Here is an 18,679-nt window from a genome sequence, read left to right on the forward strand (position 1 = left end):
CACCCGTTGCACGCTACAAATTAGCGAACGGGTGCTCATCACGCTTCCAGGGCGATGTCATCAAGGCTTTGACCCACTGATCCGGCACACTGGCAGGGGTCGCATGCTGCCACTGCGGCAATGCTCCCCGGTCAATCAGTAACGCCCGGATACCTGCCACCAGATCCGGGTGACGACACGCCTGCCAGGCCATAACCAGCTCCAGCCGGGCTGCTTCAACCAGACTCATGTGCCTGCCGAGCGCCAACTGGGCAACCAGCAATCGGGCCGTGGCTGGACAACCTGCATGATGCTGGTGCAACCCACGCTGAACCCAGGCATCCTGATCCGCATCAGCGGCAGGCAGAGCCACAAGTCCTTGCTGGATAACCGGTACCATCATCTCGGTGATCGTCGCTCCGGTACGTAACCAGTCACTCTCAGGCTTGTCTGCTGCCGCCGGCGTTGACCAGTTACCCAACAAATGCCGCACCAACAGTTGGTTATCCGGTGTGCGTTCCGTCCAGTCCAGGCGACGTAGTTGCCCGATCAAGGGTTCCAGGTCACCATCGGCCATCTGGTAGTCAATCAGGCGTTGCGACAGCGCATCGGTCGAATTGATCGGCATCCCGGTCAGCCCCATCCAATACCCCAACGCCGGTTCAATACGGGATAAATACCAGCTTCCCAGTACATCCGGAAACAAGCCGATACGCACTTCCGGCCAGGCCAGCTGCATTGAGGTAGTGCCAATACGATGATTGGCCGTCAGGAATAATCCCAGCCCGCCGCCCATCACATAACCATGGCCCCAGGCGATCAGTGGTTTGGTAAAACGGTGCAGCTGGATATTGGTTTTGTATTCCAGCTCAAAAAACTGATCCGCTTGTTTGAGCCCTGTTTCATCGCCATCGGCAATACCGTCGTACAACTGACGAATATCGCCACCACTGCAGAAACAGCGCCCTTCTCCCTGAATCACCACGGCAACAATACGCTTGCTCTGTTGCCAGCGGGCCAGGCGACGACCAATGGCCTGAATCATCTCCCGGGTCAAGGCATTCATCGACTTGGCGCGAGTCAGACTCACCAAGCCTATCTTGAAGCCACCCCGGGCAGACAGTGTTTTGAATGTAACGTCGGAGGATGTACTCACACTCGATTCCTTTGGACTGGAGACCGGCCGGATCATTCCAGCTCGGGTAGACCGGTGAGATGGTACACTCCACGGAAATACGAGCCAAAACGAATCTGTTATGACCATTGTCTTATCTGTGCTGATTGTGTTCTTGCTGGCAGGCACTTTGGGGGCGCTCTTGTATCTGACCCAAAACGCCGCAGGGAAATCACGCCGTCAACTGGCACCACATCTGGAAGCAGAGTATCAGGGATATGCGGCGCTGGATCGGGAGCTCAGGGCAGCAGGCTTTGAGCTGTTCCACCAGAGCCAGATTCGCCATGGCCGCCACCAGCTGCGCGGAGACTGGCAGCAACGAGCCTACAAGATTTTCGATTATCCGATGATTACGGCTCATGGTATCTCCCAGCAAACGCTGCTGCTGATCGAATGCAAACACCAGCATGTGGGGAGATTCCGGGCCAGCCCTTACAACCCCGGCGCCTACTCCCGCGACCAGTTTGTTGACCCAATGCCAGACCGCTGCATCCCGCTGGCCAGCGCTGAATTGCCGCCCACATTACAACAGTGGAAAATCTCAGCGATCAAGCCTCATGCCATCCGTATCAAACTGAACGGCGATCTCTGTCAGTGGCTGGAGCAGCATGACTCGATCAATATTGAACTGAGCGACGGGTTTTTGTTGATCTATCGCCCCGACAGTATCCTGGAGGCAGAAAGCATCAGCCCGGCGTTAAACAAAGCCAGAGAGCTGGTCTCTATTCTGGAGTCATAACTGGAGGCGGACGATGCCGATAGATAAACAGACACAAAAAAACCGCTACAAGAGCGGTTTTTTTGTGACTATTGCTGTTGCTATCAGGATGAAGCGGCCATATATGCCCGACGCTGTTCTTCGTCTTCGATATATTTGATCCACTGGTCGGCAGTCTTGGTTGCCGCGTCATAACCCCGGGCTTTAACAAACGTGCCTTTGGCCGCCGTTAACTCATCGAGATTAAACAGGATCAATCCCTGCAGAATCAGCGCCGAATGTGGCTGCGTCAAGTCGCCTTGTGCGATAGCCAACTTGACGTTGCTGAGGGCAAGATTCCATTCCTGACGCTCAGTATGAATCTGCGCCAGCTTGAAATAATCACTGCCCTTGTGCGACAGATCCGCTGCCTTGGTCATCACACCAATGGCCTGATCGTATTCCTTCGCCAGCATCCAGGCATCACCCAGTAACGACAAGCTGCGAGCGCTTTCCTTGATCACGCCTTTTTCCATCCCTGAAGTCAGAATACTGGCGGCCTTGTAAGGAATATCCTGACCCAGCAGCGCTTGTGCATAATTCACCAGCTCACTTTCCTTGGTCAGCATACCCTGCTCAAAAGCGGTTTCCAGTGTTGCCAGCTCTTTCTTCGGTTGGTTCAGCTCACTGTAAACGGCCGCAAGTTGCACCCAGTATTGAGATTTCGGATACAAGGTCGCGAGGTCTTGCAGACACCGGGCCAGGTTTTTGAAGTCCTTGTTCTGGTAATACACAGCCCGCTCCAGCATCAACCAGTTTTCACGGGGCATCTTGCCCGTTTCCTTGGTCATGGCGATGGCCTTCTTCACATCCGGCAACGCCTTGCTGTATTGCTCAATCTGGAAATAAATCTGCGCCCGCAGGACAAAGGACTCTGCATTCGCAGACTCGACGATCCCGAACCACTTGTTCAGAGGAACCAGTGCTTTTTTGTAGTCCTCCTGAATCAAGTACAACTTCGACAGGCTGTACAGCGTGGTTTGTTCCAGACTTTCCGGAATGTTGCCAACGGATAAAACCTGTTCATAAGCGGCAGCCGCTGACTTGTATTTTTCCTGATTGAAATACACATACGCATACATGTTATGCGTCATGGCGGTCTCATAGGAGTTACGTCTGCGTTTCTCCAGCGACTGCAGTTCTTTCAACGCATCCTGATATTTCTTGGCATCAGCCAGCTCACGTGCGCCGTCCAGTTTCTTGTAAATAACCGGACGCATGGTCGCGGAGCGACGCACACGTTTTTTGCTGGATTCAGCGCTGGACTGCTCTGCCGCCTGAACACTGACGGCACCCACACTGATAAAAGACAGCGAGCATACCATCAGGCCGGCACTCAACAAGGCAATTGGCTTTTTCATGCTACCTCCGGTTATCTGCCGTTTTTCTCAAGTTCAAAGCGAATAATGTTACGAACACCGGTGACGGCAACCGCTTTTCCATCTTCCACCTTGGGCTTGTATTTGAATTTCTTCACTGCCGCCATCGCCTCACGATCAAAGATATTCGGTGGCGCGGCTTCAATCACGACAGGGTCAATCACGGTACCCAGACTGGTTACCGTAAATTCAACCACCACATAGCCCTCGATACCTTTCTGTGCCGCACGACGTGGATAGTTAGGGGCCACTTTGACGATTGGCAAGAAATCACCATCGCCGGAACCACCAGACAACCCGGCATCAACGCTCAGCTCGGCACCCATATCAAATCCGCCAACATCAAACCCATCGGTTGATGCCTTGGCAATCTGGGGCTTGGGCATATCCGGCTTGGGCGGCTCTTTTGCTGCAGCCGGTGGCTTGCGCGGTTTGCGTTCCTTGGTTTGCACCTCATCATCCGGCTTGCTCATGACAAAGCTTTCGATGCGGCCAAAATCATTCTCGTTAAGTACAGAGCCGCCAGTACTGATCAGGCTCTGCATCATCCAGAAAACGGCAAAGGTCGCAACCGCTGCAACGGCCAGGGCTGCACCAAAGCGTAGCAGGGTCAGGAACATACCTAGCGCTCCTCTGTTGCCAGAGATACGTCATATACCCCGGCGGCCCGAGCAGCATCCATCACTGCGACCAACTGCTTGGTCTTGGCTTCTTCGTCTGCCTGAATCACCACCGTACCCTGTGGGTTTTCAGCGTGCATCCGTTCGATGTTGGCCCGTACCTGGCTTTCATCAACCCGGCGCTTGTTAATCCAGATTTCGCCAAGGTCATTGATGGCAATCAGGATATTCGCCCGTGGTTTGGCGTTGGATGTACTGGCATCCGGACGATTGACTTCGATACCGGATTCTTTTACGAAAGAAGCCGTCACGATGAAAAAGATCAGCATGATAAACACTACGTCCAGCATGGGAGTAATGTCGATCTCGCCCTCTTCAGCCTGTGGGGTCAAATTTGAAAAACCGCGTCTCATAGCAATCTTCTCTTGAATTAGTGATCGAAGGTCAGCTTGTCTTCAATGCGGATCTTTTCACGCTTGATATAGCGATCCAGCAAGGACTGAGCAAACACACCGGTAATAGCACCTACCATACCTGCCATGGTCGGAATCGTCGCTTTGGAGATACCGGATGCCATGGCCTTGGGACTGCCATTGCCCAGATACGCCATCACGTCAAATACCTCGATCATGCCACTGACAGTACCCAGCAACCCGAACAGCGGTGCAAGGCCGATCAACATTTTGATAGTGCTCATATTGGCAGAAAGTTCAAAAGACAGCTGACTGATCAGATCCTGGCGGATCTGGTGCGCTGCCCAGGAGCGACGTTCGTTGCGCCCTTCCCATTCGCTTATCGCCGACGTCAGCGACGTCCGATAAACAAACAGGAAGTAGCCAACACGCTCAAGAACCAACAACCACAGAATAAAAACCAGCCCACAGATGGCGTAGAGGACATCGCCTCCACGCTCCATGAACAGGTAAACGGGTTCGTACAGTTCACCCAACATGAGATTACGCCGCTTTAGCGTGTTGTTGTTCGGACTGGCGCGCCAGGATCCCTGTCGCCCGCTCTTCCAGAATCATCATCAACTCGCGACTGCGGTTGTTGGTGAGTGTGTGCAAGAACACACAAGGAATTGCAGCCACCAGACCCAGAACCGTCGTAACCAGTGCCTGGGAAATACCACCAGCCATCAGTTTCGGATCACCGGTACCAAACAGCGACATGGTTTCAAACACATCGATCATACCGGTCACCGTACCCAGCAGACCCAGCAGCGGTGCTACTACAGAGATAATCTTGATCCAGCCAATAGCACGGGTCAGCTTCGGTATTTCAGCCGAAATGGCCTCACCCAGGTGCAATTCCAGTGTTTCGATATCGGCATCTTTATTGGCCTGGAAAACCGCCATCACGCGACCCAGAGCGTTATTATCACTCGGGGTTTCAGTAGCCATTTGCTTGCGGATACGACCGCTTTCAAGCATCAACACCAGCATCCGCCAAATCGCCAGCAGGATACCAATGCCACCCAGTGCAATAATGATGTAACCCACAACACCACCCTGGTCGACACGATCGCCCAGTTCTGGTGATTGGCCCATGATTTTCAGCAATTGGCCACGTGACGGGTCAATCCAGAAGCTGGTCAGGTCGGTACCTGAAGCAGCAGCCAGTTCGGTAGCCGGGTCGGTGTAACGTCCACCAGGTTGCTTGTCCAATTCGACCAGACGACCGGCTTCCAGATCCCAGTTCAGGTATTTGCCACCGGACACAACGTTGAACCCACCCACACGGATAACGTCTTTCTGTACCGTTTCACCACTGGGGATAACAACATCTGCGTTGTATTTGGCAACACGACCGCTGTAAGTCATTTCACGCTGCATCTCGAACCACAGCTGTTCCAGCTGTTCGATGGATGGCAGCTTGGAAGATGAACCGGCAGTAATGATCAGGTCTTTCAGGAAAGCATCACGGCCTGGCAGCTCAGAGCTGATAACCGATCCTTCAAAAATCGACTTGGTATCACCCGCCACTTGCTGCAGTACACCAAACAATTCTTTCAACGAACCCATGCGGTTAGTCAGACGCTCTTGTGCTTCTGCCACCGTGGTTTCGTTGGTCTGAAATTTGTTTTCCTTGGTTTCGCTGTCTTTCAGCAGGTTGTTACGTTCTTTACGGGCATCGGCCAGCATTTTTTCCTGGGTGGCCTTGTCGGAATTAAAACGCTTGAGGCGTTGTTGAAATTCCTGATTGTCCCGGGCCTGTCCCTGCTTCACCAGATTCAACAGGGAATCAACAGAAACGGCTTCAGCAGCCACTGCGGTGTTGATACCCAAAGCCAGCGTAGCTGACAGTAATAGTGCCTTGAATTTCATTATTTGGCCTCCTGAGCTGCTGCAACAGGTACTTTGATCAGGCTGGGAGCCGCTTGCTCACGTGCAATACGGATACCTGCCATCAGCTTGCTTTTCATCGATGGGTCCAGTGTTTCCCAGGCTTTTGCGGCGCTGTTCCAGACGCCCAGAACGTTGCCATCCAGAGACTGATACATCAGGGAAATACGACCAACCCGCAAGAAGTCCACTTCACGGCCTTCCAGGGTGCCCCGGAACGATTCGATGGTACGGCCATAATCGATTTCAGCCTGGTAGGCTTCCATCACCTTGCGGTATTTTTCTGCCACGGTGACGTCGGAACGTCCCATCAAGGCTTTCAGCGCGTTGACACGCCCAGTGCGTTCTTCAAGCAGAAACGGTACATCGGCTTGTACAAACTGATCAATCGAATCAATCATACGTAGCATCAAAGGTGTTACCTGACGCTCAACCAGTGTGACCTGTTCAATGCTTTCTTCAATACCAGCCAGCTCTTCTTCCTGAGCGGCAAGCTGCTTGTCGAGTTGCTCGATGTATACTTTCAGACCATCGGATTCCTTGACGACACCACGATATTCACGCTCTGCCGCACGAATGCTGCTATCGATGGAATCGATTTTTTGCTGAGACGCCTGCGCGTTACTGACGCGGTTGACACCCTTGTCGATCGCCGTGTTGACATCAGCGGCCGTAGCGCCAAACACAACACCGGCGCTGAGTATGGCTGCGGCCAGAATATTTCGAGTTCGCAGTTGCATTGGCATATGTATTACCCGTATAGACTCCGTGATGCCTGTTATAAAAACAGACTCCCCAATTTGAGTGCGCAGACTACTCAAGCAACATGACACTTCTGTTACATTGCTTGCGCGCCGCGCTCTATCTTGTGTTGATGCTAATTATGACGGTGATAGATGACAATAACGTGAGCAACACCAATAAAAACGGCGCCCGAAGGCGCCGTTTGGATTTGTCTGTTTCAGACAGTCAAATCAGTCTGCAGTGCCATCTACTTCAGCAGAAGCGATCGTAGCCGATACAGCGCCGATAGCTGTTTCAGCCAGCATGTCGTTCAGTGTTACTGAAGACAGGGTAACCAGGCTATCCAGAGTGAAGGTGCCATTGTTTTCCAGCGTGTTGACCGTACCACAGTGGATGTTCTGGAATGCAGAATCAATCACACCACTGTTTTCACCGGCTACAGTAGTTTCAACCGTGCTATCGTTCAGGTATACACAGTTAGCAACATCACCTACCAGCAAGCTGTTGAAGAAACGACCTTCAGAACCGGCTTTCAGATGGATACCGCTACCGATATTACCAGCACCGTAAGTGGCAGTGCTCAGGTCTACAATCGCAGTAACGTTAGCCACAGTAGGGTTCGATTCCTGATACAGAGACTCATCAGCATCACCAGCAGTATCCAGTTCGAAAACATGGTTACCATTGCTGTCCTGGTTCTGGTATTTGACGACCAGAGCGTGCTGGATATTACCAACGTAACCTTCATCCCAGTCGATATCATCATCCTGGTTGCCTGTCAGCACCAGGTAAGTGGCATCTACAGCACCACCGAAGAATTCAACACCGTCATCCTTATTACCATGAACCTGTACATGGCTCACAGTTGTGTTGTAACCGACAGCCATGAAACCGATACCGTTCAGTTCATCACCGTTAGCGATTTCCAGACCTGCTTCAGTAACGATCACATATTCCAGAGCACCAGAGCTGTCAGAGTTGTCGAAACCACCGAAGTACCCAGCGGCACCTTCACCGGAAACGTTACACACGCTTTCAGTTTCTGGGTTGCCACATTTGTTGTTGTAAGCGTAACCCTGCAGAACCAGACCACCCCATTCAGTGTCGCCACCGAAATCAGTCGTTGTTTCAATACCAGACATAACGATTGGCTGAGCAGCGGTACCCACAGCGTTGATCGTTGAACCACGAGTAACAACCATGGAAGAACCGGCTTGGTTCATGAACACAGTACCGGCCTGGATAGTCAGGTCAGTATCTGCAAATGTAGTATCAACAGTTTGCAGACCATTACCGTTACCTACGTTCACACGATCAACCATCGACCAGACGACTGTGTTGGTCAGTTCAGCATCGGCAGTGAAAGTACCTTCTATGGTACAAACAGGGAAAGTCTGACCATCAACGACAACAGTTCCATCCTGTTCGATCGTCAGCGCTGAGTTACCGTCCAGAGCAGGACATGAAGAAGCGGCGGTGATGCCATCCATGCTTGGAGCAAAGGTAACATCAGCAGAGAAAGTGCCTGCAGCGCTTGAAGAAGTATCGATGTTTGTAGCAGCAGCCGGGTAAGAACCAGCCATGGCGAAACCGTACCACTCTTCAGATGCAGAAGGATCTACCGCACCGACGTAGGTAGTCTGGTCAAAAGAAAATGATGGGTTGGCGCTGGTGTTGTAGCTGATTTCATCAGAACCAGTATCATCATTGTCGTTATCGTTGTCATTGTCGCTGTCACTGCTACCACAAGCGGCCAAAGAAGCTGCGGCAACAGCGATGGACAACATTTTCAGGAGATCTTTGCTCATCATTTGTTCCTTTTATTCCAAATATTCCAACAGGGTTCGGATGCTGCCCACTCTAGGGGCAGCAGATGACTGTTTTGTTACGATTTCTTAAATTTTATTTAAAACTGATAAGAGAGAGAGACTTTTATCTCACGTCCAGGTTTATAACGTTTGGTCAGGCTTCCACCTTCACCCTGGGTTTCCTTTACCTCGGAATCTGTCAGGTTTTTAAGTGCCACTTTCAGATCCAGTTCATCCATGATAATCGGTTGTTTGAAGTTCATATCCAGAACCATACGAGCTTCACGATATTCGTTATCCAGCAAATCATCCGGATTAACGGCACTCAGAGTTTTACCGGTATAGTTCATGACCAAGGTATATTCACGGCCGGACTCATATTCATCCAAAGCGATCTGGAGGTTACCCAAAAGGTCCGGCTGGCCTTGCATACGGCGCCTTTCGTCCAGGTTTCCTGAGTCGGTAAAGGTTTCAATTTCCGTATCAAAATAGGCCACGTTACCAGACAGCCGGAGGTTCAGATCCTGCATTTCGATATCTTTTGAAGCAGACAGCTCGACACCTTGAGCATAGGCATCTCCGTTATTATCAAAGGAATACAATACTTCGTTGGTACTACCAGAGATAATGCTGGAAGTCCGTTCAATAGCATCTTCGAAATCCTTACGGAATATCGCAACGTTTACACTTTCAGCATCAGAGAAATAATATTCATAACGCAAATCCAAGCTGGTAATACTGGATTCTGTCAGACTCTCGTTACCCACATAGCGATCACCGGATACCGAATCCGTAAACTGCGCCGGAGCAACCTCACGGAAGTCAGGACGGTTGACCGATGTACTGTAAGCAAAACGTACTTGTGAATCTTCGGTCACAAAATAGGTAGCGTTCAGGCTCGGATAAACATCGTTGGTTTCAATTTCTGCCGTTGTCGGGCTGCTGCCAGATGTCTCCACTTCCATCTTGCTGTTCTCAAGACGAGCACCCGCTTCGATAGTAAAGTTGTCGTAGTACTCCAGACGCGGCATCAGATAAAAGGCCGAATAATCCCAGCTGCCGGTATAAGAGGCATTGTCATCCGAATTATTACGAACACTCAGATAACCGTCTTCAAAGTTCTGCTGATTGATCACGTCAACGATATCAGTCGCACTGCTGAGTTCAGCAGTCAGGTTGTCGGCATCGTATTGGAATGAATAGGACTCAACGTCACGCTCACGGCTCATGATGCTGACACCGGCCAGAATCTTGAGCTGATATTCATCGTCATCCAGAGCTGCGATCTGACCATCCAGAGTAAAGTTGACGGAGTCATCGTTGAGATCCGTCCACTCCCGTGTTGGCTTGGAGGAGAAATCGATTTCCGCGCTGTCGCTGTAGTCTTCGGCCAGAGGATTAAAAGTCGAATCAATAGCAATGGAAGAGTTTTCATCAATCAAGGTGTATGAGCGGCTGTCCGGCACATACAGGGAAGCCTTGGCGTATGTCAGCCCCCAATCCAGCTGCGCACTGTAAAAGTCATCAAAATAATGCTGACCCGTGAACTGCTGGGTAAAGAACTCACGTTCCTGCCAGGTATATTCACGTTGAATGGTAAATTGACGGTATTCGCCACGAGCACCTTTTTCTTCCACATTGTCGGCTTGGGTCTGACGCAGCAGCAAGGTATTGGAATTCAGCGTGTAGTTGTCCGACTCAAGAGCCAAGGTCCCGCCAAAACTCAGGTCAATCAGATTCACCGCACGGTAACGAATGTACTCATCCGCTTCTCTGTAGGAGTTGGCATCAATGGCAGAATAGTTGGCGCGATCTTCTTCGGTGTAATCCCATTCATTGGAATAACGACCGGTTACCTTATAGGACAGACTACCCAGATCGTAATCACCAATCAGATCCCCCACACTTCCCTCAATGCTGACATCAGGGGACATGGTTGTGTCTTCGGTTTCCCACTGGGAAACGTCCAGCAACTGGGCGCCATCGGAACCAGTGATATCACCGCTGGAGCTTTTGGCGGAGCCAGACAGGTCACGATCTGAACTGCCAAAGCCCAATACTTCCATACCAGAGGTTTTCTGTGCATTCACTGACTCGCCAGTCGTACCATCATGGTAGCCCATAGAGACAGACAACTTGCCTTCAAACTCCTCCGGCGTATCTCCTGTCAGGACATCAATAGTTGCTCCGGCCGCATCACTCGGGCGATTGGCAATCAATGTTTTTTCAACATTGACGGAAGAAATAACACCGGATGGAAACAAATCCAAAGGCACAACACGACGCGTAGGGTCCGGGCTGGGCACCATGGCACCGTTAAACAGTACAGAGGTGTAACGTTCATTCAGACCACGAACAACCGCATACTTGCCATCCGCGACAGAAACCCCGGTTACACGCTTCAAAGCCGATGCCGCATCGGAATCACCAAAACGGGAGAATTGCTCCGAACCAATAGCATCCAGCACCGCTGATGAATCACGCTGTTGCGCAGTCGCGGTTGAAGGAATGTAGGAACCAACAGCCACGACTTCTTCGATCACGCCGTTGCCCGACATACCCAGCGTCAGGTTAACGCCGGTGTTCACATTGGCCATCACTCGTACGTCACTGACGTCACGCTGGCCATAGTTCGGGTGAGCAATCGATACATCGTAGCTGCCCCGTGGTAATTCAAAGCTGAAGTAACCATCTTCATCAGTCACTACCGCCATATCTGTTCCGGACAACGAGATGCTGGCACCCGCCACAGCACCACCGGTTTCTTCTGATTCCAGATAACCCGAAATCTGCCCTAACGCCGGTACTTCTTCTTGTCCTGGCGTGTAAACAAAGACGTCTTCCAGCGCTTCACCACCCAGAACATCTATCTGGATTTCGGCATTTTGATCAACACTCTCGGTACTGAACTCAAACTCACCGAGCCATTCGCCATACTTGGACAGTTCGACACTGTGAGTACCGCTGTTGATATCAAAACTGACAAAACCGGTTTTACCGATCAATTGCTTTTGTCCATCAACACTAACTGCTACATCACGGATGGATGCACCGTCTTCGGTGATATAAAACACGGCTTCACCAGCCATCACTTGAGAAATGAATAGCGTTGACGCTGCGGTAAGCAACACTCGAGTCGGTTTCATTGAGCCCCCTGAAGGATTTTAAGATATTAAGTTCGGGGGAGGTCTGATCTGCCGACAACGAACGCCAACAACCGATTAAGGTTGCAACATTGTTTCGGTGATAAACGGCAAGCAAACAAGCACCCGCACCCTATTTTCAGGCTGCAGTATGTTTCTGTAATATTTCAAAAAGGTTGCTTGAATATGACACTTGTGTGACAAGCACATTGGCAGGCGGAAGCCGGGGGAGTAAACAGAGAGGATAAAACGATAAGCAAACATAAAGCAAAACAGCCAGACCCGGACAGGTCTGACTGCTTGTCAGCTCACAGAACAACCATCAGCCCTGGGACAGCAGCTCCCGCAAGTCGGCAATCGCCGCATTGGCCCGAGAGATATAAGATGCCATCACCAGTGAATGGTTGGCAAACAAACCAAAACCGCTGCCATTCAGAATCACTGGAGACCAGATGGGTTCTTGCGTACCTTCCAGCTCACGAATGATTTGACGCAGGCTCACCAGCGCATTTTTCTTTTCCAGTACGTCGTTAAAATCCACTTCGATCGCCCGTAATAAATGAGACAAGGCCCAAGCCGTTCCACGGGTTTCATAAAAGACGTCGTCAATCTTATGCCACGGGGTTTTTACTTCCTGATCGTAGTCGTTCGGGGTTGCCTGGCGGGCCGCCGTATCACCGGCCAAATCAGTATTCAGGCGACGTTTGCCAACCGATGCACTGAGGCGCTGCGACAAACTGCCGAGACGGGTCTCAACGTCCATCAGCCATTGCCGGAGATTGTCAGAGCGGGCATAAAACTGGGCCGTTTGTTCGTTCGGGTCAGACAAACGCTGCAAGTAGGCTTCCAGCGCTTTCAGACCACGGCCGTATTCCGACTCGGTAGACGGCACTGCCCAGCTGTCACTGTCGAAATTCAGTTGTGGTTCCGCGATGGCCAGATCCTTGTCTTCGGTCGACTGGCTCTGGGAGCGGCTGAAATCCTTGCGGAGCGCCCGGGAAAAATCCCGTACCTGCACCAACACACCAAATTCCCAGTTGGGAATATTATCGAGCCAGAGACCCGGAGGAAAAATGTCATTACTCAAATACCCACCCGACTTATGCAACAGGGTGTCGGTAATGGTAATCAGGGTACTGGTGGTGGTGAAGCCGATCACCGGTGTCACGCCCATGGCTTCGGCACGGGTATTGGCGGATTCCCTGACGGCAAAGGCATCGGGTTCATTACTCCAGATAAACCCCAGCACCACAGACAACAACAAACAGACCGCCAACAATACCAATATACCGGTACGCCAGGCACCACCATCCGACCACCAATTTTGCAGACGTGCTGTCAGAGACGAAACGCCTGGTTCTGCTTGCTCACTCATTCAACCGTATCCTGTATTCAGTCCAACATCAGCTCTCTGAAAGCGGAGAGCGCTATGGCCAATTTAACCATGTTCCCCCGCGACTTCACATGCTCATTGTCATGGGCCTGCAAGGATAACAACCATGACAATCACTGCAACGCAACAAGCCACCCGATATACTGATATTTTGCTCCGCAAGGGGCCGCTGCAGCCGAGACATCACAGCACCATGTATTCTTTATCACCCGTTGCCATTGCCCATACGCCATTCCGTGAAAAATTTGCCATCCCGAGGCAGCCCATGCTGGCACCGGCTGCCCGGGGAGAAATCACCCTGCTGCCACCATTTGATGATCCGCTGGCATTCGATGGCCTTGAGCAGGTCAGTCATGTCTGGCTGATCTTCCTGTTCCACCAGGCCATGGCAGCACCGGGCAGTACACCTCGAATGCGGGTTCGTCCACCGCGTCTGGGCGGCAACAGCAAACTCGGCGTATTTGCGACCCGCAGCAGCCATCGCCCCAATGCCATTGGTCAATCCCTGGTCAAAATCGAGCAGATCAACGCCACAACCCTGACCGTCAGCGGAGTCGACTTGCTGGATCAGACTCCCATTATCGACATCAAACCCTATGTCCCTTATGCCGATCATATCGATCAGGCCTGGAATCATATTGCCGCCGATGCCCCTGAACCCATTCAGGTGCACTGGGACACCGATGCCCTGGCAACGGCCCAACAACTGCAGCAACACAGCGGCAACCCCCTGGTCGATCTGATTGAACAATGCCTCAGCCAAGACCCCAAACCGGCGTATCAGCAACCAGCGCCTGAGCGTCAATACGGCACTCGGCTATGGGATATAGAAGTGGGCTGGTATTACCCGACAAGTGGCTGTATTTGTATTAACCGAATTCAGCCTGTGATTGAGCTGAATACGCCGGCAGGAAAATGATTCAATCAGTGACGGGGCTGCCCAGCAGCAAACAGAAGAGATAATACGCAGAGACTATAAGAGACTATAAAGGATAAAGGATAAAGGAACGAACATAACACACCGACGAGGCCCAGCCCCGTCGGTGATTTGCTTTTAGCCCACAGGGCGCAAACATTGGGCGTATCAGGATTTTTTGCAGTAAGCCGCAATAATCACAATCCGCTGGCCATTGACACGACCTTCAATGTGCTTGGGATTATCGCTTAACGAAATCCCTCGTACCGCGGTGCCGCGTTTCGCCGTCATACTGGTACCTTTGACATCCAGATCCTTGATCAGTGTCACGTTGTCGCCGGCCGCCAGGGCCACACCATTCACATCCAGGGTTGGCTCCTCATCCTCAGCGGCTGCTCCGGCTTCGGCCCACTTGCGGGTATCGTCTTCCAGATACAGCATGTCCATCAGATCCTGGGCCCAGGTCTCAGTGCTCAAGCGCTTCAGCATGCGGTAAGCCATCACCTGAACCACCGGCACCTGACTCCACATGCTGTCGTTCAGGCAACGCCAGTGATTCTGATCCAGTTCGGCCCCTTCAATTTGCGCCAGACAGTGGGGACACAACAGAATATGGTTATCCGACGACGCCAGCTCTTGCGGCGGCACTGCCCACGGCGACAGATCATCTGTCGCACCGCATAATTCACAGCTGTGGTTGCTACGTTCCAGCAAAGTATGCTCAATGCTCATCGGATTACCCCTTCAGAAAAAGCGGGCATTATGCCTTATGAAAACGGGATTACCAGCGAACACACAAAACAGCACAACGATCACCGTATATTCGGGTAAACTGGGCACTGATTTTTTACAGCTGTGAACGCCGAATGACCCACCAGGATACTTTTCTGATTACCTACTCCGACCTGCTGACCGTTTGGCAGGACTGGCTGGATACCATCCCTCACCCGCCGCTTGACCGCTGGCTGAAGCAACGCGCCAAATACCAGAAGCGTTATCACGGTGGTTACCGCATGGCGATCGACAACGCCATGATGGACGCCATGCGTTATCGCCAACTGGCCGACGCGCTGGAACATAGCTTCCAGGACCCGGGGTTCGACGACTGGGTCGGATGGGATCAATCCTGGTCGCCGAATGACACCACCGAGGCCGACCCGCAACATTTCTGGTACTGGCTGCAGTTACGCAATGAAGCCGACTGGCGTCTGCCGGAAATCGCCCAGCAAAAAGCCCGCCGCGAGCATTTTGCCGAATTCAGCCAACGGGTGGCGCAGTCTGCAGACAACGCCCTGTTTCTGTTATGGCATGGTCTGCGTCCAGGCTGGGAACCGGCGCTCAAACGTCGGGCCGAAAAATCCGGCTGGAGCGACGACACCCTGCAGCACTGGATTGAACAACAAACCCGCCGACCACCACTGTGGTTGCGTCAGGTCGCCAGTAAAACCAGTGCCGATGATGAATCACTCGAACGGGCGCTGAAGCGTGATGGCGTCATCGTCCGTCAGTACCCTGTCAGCCTGGATGGCCAGACCCATACCGTTCACGCTGCCGAAGGCGGCAATGACGTCACCCGCAGTGATGCCTTCAAAGCCGGCAGAGTTGAAATCCAGGATGCTGCCAGCCAGTTGATCTGTGAGCTGGTTGATGTCCAGCCAGGACAGAAAATCTGGGATGCCTGTGCCGGAGCCGGTGGCAAAACCCTGACACTGGCTTCTGCGCTGGGTAAAAAAGGCGCGGTGATTGCCACGGATTTGCACCAGTACAAGCTCGATGAATTAAAAAAACGCGCCAAACGCGCCGCCATCGCCAATATCCGCAACTTTGTCTGGGATGGCGAAGCACCGCTGCGCCTGCCCATCGAGATTGCCCGCCAACAAGGCTTTGACCGTATTCTGGTTGATGCTCCCTGTACCAATGCCGGTACCTGGCGCCGCAATCCGGACGCGCGCTGGCGCCTGACGCCAGACAACACCAAAGAACTGCATCTATTACAGTTCAACCTGCTCGACCGTGCCGCCAAAGCACTGCGTGCCAGCGGCCGCTTGATCTACGCCACTTGCAGCTGGCAAGTGGAAGAAAACGAAAGCGTCTGTCATCGTTTTCTCGAAGCCAATCCGGACTTTGTGTTGGTCAAACAGACACTGCTGGGTGCTCCTGACATCGATAGCGATACCATGTTTTGCGCGGTTTTCAGCAAAGCCTGATATCCCTGACAGGACGGGCCACTGGCCCGTCACTGTCAATCAACACGTCCTCGCAGCAACTCAAACCTTCCTGCTCCACCGCTTGCCAGCGCGGTATCACACACTCTGCTGCTGCCATGCCTGGCAACAGCGCCTCACCACCATTAATACCTGATCGACATCCAATCCAGTACCCAAGCAGCATGGTAATCCCCTGACTGCCCGATACACTGCCCAGACTGTTCATATATCGCACAATAATAACAACGCAAGCGACGCCCCTGCAGGAGGTTGTATGTTGCAACAAGCCAGAGCATTTATTTTGATGAGTTTCCTCATCATCACGACGGTTTATATCCCCGGAGCTTACGCAAACGCTCTGGATGGTGAAAAAACCATTTTCCTGATCGATAAAAAAGGCAATGCCATCGATATAGGTCGGGTGACGTTTGATACCAGCGGCACACAGATCAGCTATCAGCTGCAGCGGCACCATAACAAGTTCAAGGACTTTTTCCTCTCCATGAAAGAGATGAAATGCCTCGAAGGACCAGAACTGATGTGCCATCTGTCGTACCCCTACACCCAACCCCATACCCTGACCCCGGACAACCTTGTCTGGCTCTCCCACGACCTGCTGTTTATGTATAAACAGCCAGCGGAGTTTGGTGCCAACTTCTGGAACGGTATTTATTACGACTTGCGGATTGAAGACGGAATCATCAAGGGAACAGCACAAGCCGTGGATTTGAACCTGCTGGCTTCTCCCCCGGACAACCTCGATATTCCGCCCATCAGCGCAGCAGAACGTGATGAAACAGACCCCAAATCACGCTGGCTGCCTTATCTTGAGATTCGCTAGCGAGGGCGCTAATGGATTGCTTTCCCCCAAAACGCAGAACCCCGCACAAGGCGGGGTTCTGTCACCGCCAGACTGGCAGTGTCGCGGTCACGTTCATGGCAGGCTAAACGGCCATGACGATCACGGATATCAAGCGGCTTTTTTCAGCTGCTTTTTCAGTTGCTTCAGTTTGCCTTCATGCTTGGCAACTTTGGCTTTGCGTGCCTTGATCGCTTTCTTCAGGCTAACGACTTTTTTGGATACGTTGGTTTTCTTGCTCATACTTATCGCTCCTGTCAGTACTACTGACTGATATTGTTACGCGTGAATTATCTTTAATCGTGGGTGTTTTCTCGTACAAACGTACGAATAAACCGGCGGATCTCTCGGGCTGCACTGGTATCCAGCTCTTCACAAAGACTGATGAATTCATCCCGCTCTGCGCTGCTGATACGAATAAGCAGTTGGGCATCTTTCTTACTTGCCTTACGCCTGGCAGGCTTGTTATCCGTTTCATCTACAGCCATGGAAATCCCCTCACGTCCAAAGATAGCAACAGTATATACAAAATATATCTTTTAGATATGCTTTTATTGGTACTGACATACACAACCATCACAGTGGCTTGAAAAGCCCAAACTGCCGATCTGGATTGATAGAGGGGTGATACAGAAGGATGTATTGCAGATGTGGTACGAAGCAATCAAGCTCCACGCGCAGGCGTGGAGCCAAATCAGAAAAGCCCAGAGACTAAGCCATTAGCCGCGAGCACCATGATGACGCTCTTCCTTCAATTGCTGACGCTGTTCAGTAGTCAACAAAGACACCATGCTGGTTTTGGCCTGAACACCAATCATGAACATTTCCTGTTGCAGCTCAGCCAGCTCTTCGTAGGCTTTGTTGATGGCTTTTGCATCAAACTTATCGGCCTCGCGCAAATCACGAATCTTGTTGTGCGCATCCATCATTTTACCAGTCACAGCCCAACGATCTTTCTGCATGCTATCGCGGATATCCCGAATATCGTCACGTTGCTTATCCGTCAAGTCGAGGCCACGAAACGCCAATTTGTACCGTCCGTCCATGCGTTCCATGCCCTGGCCCATACCCATACCGTCTTGATCGCGACGATGCATTCCAAAACCACCACTTCTTTCGTCAACGCAAGCCTGGCCATCCTTCATGCCCTTGGCTTTATCTGGTCGGTCATCAGCCGCTATCGCCATGATCGATGTGGTGCCCAGCAAAATAGCCAGCATGCCACCAGCAACTGCTTTACGAGAGTTCGTTAAAATATGTGTCATGATTATCTCCTGTCGATTCCTTGCTCCTGTTGGAGCTCATGGCTGAATGATTCAAATCATCAGCGTTGTACCGAGTATAGGAAATAATCA

The 18,679-nt window shown here is 51.8% G+C and carries 18 protein-coding genes; 4 read left to right on the forward strand and 14 right to left on the reverse strand.

Going from position 1 to position 18,679, the window contains the following annotated elements:
- Positions 1-13 precede the first annotated feature (13 nt).
- Complete coding sequence (locus Q4551_RS09860) at positions 14-1,135, reverse strand: enoyl-CoA hydratase/isomerase family protein (protein WP_303433420.1); 1,122 nt, start codon at positions 1,133-1,135, stop codon at positions 14-16.
- A 100-nt stretch (positions 1,136-1,235) separates the two neighbouring features.
- Between Q4551_RS09860 and Q4551_RS09865 the strand changes: the two genes are divergently transcribed.
- Positions 1,236-1,892, forward strand: coding sequence for a hypothetical protein (locus Q4551_RS09865; protein ID WP_303433422.1), 657 nt, complete (start codon positions 1,236-1,238; stop codon positions 1,890-1,892).
- Between the two features lie 83 nt (positions 1,893-1,975).
- Here the strand turns inward: Q4551_RS09865 and Q4551_RS09870 are convergent, their stop codons facing one another.
- The 9 genes from Q4551_RS09870 to Q4551_RS09910 all read right to left on the reverse strand — a co-directional run bounded on the left by Q4551_RS09870 (position 1,976) and on the right by Q4551_RS09910 (position 13,324).
- The gene (locus Q4551_RS09870) at positions 1,976-3,271 is read right to left on the reverse strand and encodes a tetratricopeptide repeat protein (protein ID WP_303433424.1); all 1,296 of its coding nucleotides are present in this window, start codon (positions 3,269-3,271) and stop codon (positions 1,976-1,978) included.
- Positions 3,272-3,282: 11 nt separating this feature from the next.
- Positions 3,283-3,909, reverse strand: coding sequence for an energy transducer TonB (locus tag Q4551_RS09875; RefSeq protein ID WP_303433425.1), 627 nt, complete (start codon positions 3,907-3,909; stop codon positions 3,283-3,285).
- Positions 3,910-3,911: 2 nt separating this feature from the next.
- On the reverse strand, positions 3,912-4,322 hold the full coding sequence (locus Q4551_RS09880; protein ID WP_303433427.1) for a biopolymer transporter ExbD: 411 nt from the start codon (positions 4,320-4,322) through the stop codon (positions 3,912-3,914).
- A gap of 17 nt (positions 4,323-4,339) precedes the next feature.
- Entirely contained in the window at positions 4,340-4,861 is a 522-nt protein-coding gene (locus Q4551_RS09885) for a MotA/TolQ/ExbB proton channel family protein (RefSeq protein ID WP_303433428.1), read from the reverse strand.
- Positions 4,862-4,865: 4 nt separating this feature from the next.
- Positions 4,866-6,236: a MotA/TolQ/ExbB proton channel family protein gene (locus Q4551_RS09890; protein ID WP_303433430.1), complete on the reverse strand. Its 1,371-nt coding sequence runs from the start codon at positions 6,234-6,236 to the stop codon at positions 4,866-4,868.
- Positions 6,236-7,000: a DUF3450 domain-containing protein gene (locus Q4551_RS09895; protein WP_303433432.1), complete on the reverse strand. Its 765-nt coding sequence runs from the start codon at positions 6,998-7,000 to the stop codon at positions 6,236-6,238. Before Q4551_RS09895 ends, Q4551_RS09890 begins: the two co-directional genes overlap by 1 nt.
- Positions 7,001-7,228: 228 nt before the next feature.
- A complete protein-coding gene (locus Q4551_RS09900) occupies positions 7,229-8,806 on the reverse strand; it encodes a hypothetical protein (RefSeq protein WP_303433434.1) in 1,578 nt (525 codons plus the stop codon).
- A gap of 98 nt (positions 8,807-8,904) precedes the next feature.
- Positions 8,905-11,952, reverse strand: a complete 3,048-nt coding sequence (locus tag Q4551_RS09905; RefSeq protein WP_303433435.1) for a TonB-dependent receptor — start codon at positions 11,950-11,952, stop codon at positions 8,905-8,907.
- A 319-nt stretch (positions 11,953-12,271) separates the two neighbouring features.
- Positions 12,272-13,324, reverse strand: coding sequence for a DUF2333 family protein (locus Q4551_RS09910; RefSeq protein WP_368501383.1), 1,053 nt, complete (start codon positions 13,322-13,324; stop codon positions 12,272-12,274).
- Positions 13,325-13,448: 124 nt separating this feature from the next.
- On the opposite strand from Q4551_RS09910, the gene tsaA reads away from it, so the two are divergent.
- On the forward strand, positions 13,449-14,261 hold the full coding sequence (gene tsaA / locus Q4551_RS09915) for a tRNA (N6-threonylcarbamoyladenosine(37)-N6)-methyltransferase TrmO (RefSeq protein WP_303433437.1): 813 nt from the start codon (positions 13,449-13,451) through the stop codon (positions 14,259-14,261).
- A gap of 165 nt (positions 14,262-14,426) precedes the next feature.
- Here the strand turns inward: tsaA and Q4551_RS09920 are convergent, their stop codons facing one another.
- The gene (locus Q4551_RS09920; RefSeq protein ID WP_303433439.1) at positions 14,427-14,990 is read right to left on the reverse strand and encodes an alkylphosphonate utilization protein; all 564 of its coding nucleotides are present in this window, start codon (positions 14,988-14,990) and stop codon (positions 14,427-14,429) included.
- 134 nt (positions 14,991-15,124) lie between these two features.
- On the opposite strand from Q4551_RS09920, the gene Q4551_RS09925 reads away from it, so the two are divergent.
- Both Q4551_RS09925 and Q4551_RS09930 read left to right on the forward strand, forming a co-directional pair.
- A complete protein-coding gene (locus Q4551_RS09925) occupies positions 15,125-16,465 on the forward strand; it encodes an RsmB/NOP family class I SAM-dependent RNA methyltransferase (RefSeq protein ID WP_303433441.1) in 1,341 nt (446 codons plus the stop codon).
- A 274-nt stretch (positions 16,466-16,739) separates the two neighbouring features.
- On the forward strand, positions 16,740-17,306 hold the full coding sequence (locus tag Q4551_RS09930; RefSeq protein ID WP_303433442.1) for a hypothetical protein: 567 nt from the start codon (positions 16,740-16,742) through the stop codon (positions 17,304-17,306).
- A gap of 129 nt (positions 17,307-17,435) precedes the next feature.
- On the opposite strand, the gene Q4551_RS09935 is transcribed toward Q4551_RS09930, so the two are convergent.
- The 3 genes from Q4551_RS09935 to Q4551_RS09945 form a co-directional block, all read right to left on the reverse strand.
- On the reverse strand, positions 17,436-17,567 hold the full coding sequence (locus tag Q4551_RS09935; protein WP_303433444.1) for a hypothetical protein: 132 nt from the start codon (positions 17,565-17,567) through the stop codon (positions 17,436-17,438).
- A gap of 53 nt (positions 17,568-17,620) precedes the next feature.
- The gene (locus Q4551_RS09940; RefSeq protein ID WP_303433445.1) at positions 17,621-17,812 is read right to left on the reverse strand and encodes a hypothetical protein; all 192 of its coding nucleotides are present in this window, start codon (positions 17,810-17,812) and stop codon (positions 17,621-17,623) included.
- A gap of 231 nt (positions 17,813-18,043) precedes the next feature.
- Positions 18,044-18,589: a Spy/CpxP family protein refolding chaperone gene (locus Q4551_RS09945; RefSeq protein ID WP_303433447.1), complete on the reverse strand. Its 546-nt coding sequence runs from the start codon at positions 18,587-18,589 to the stop codon at positions 18,044-18,046.
- Positions 18,590-18,679: the final 90 nt, after the last annotated feature.

It is taken from the genome of Oceanobacter sp. 5_MG-2023, from assembly GCF_030548165.1.
In the GTDB taxonomy this organism is placed as follows: Bacteria; Pseudomonadota; Gammaproteobacteria; order Pseudomonadales; family Oceanobacteraceae; genus Oceanobacter.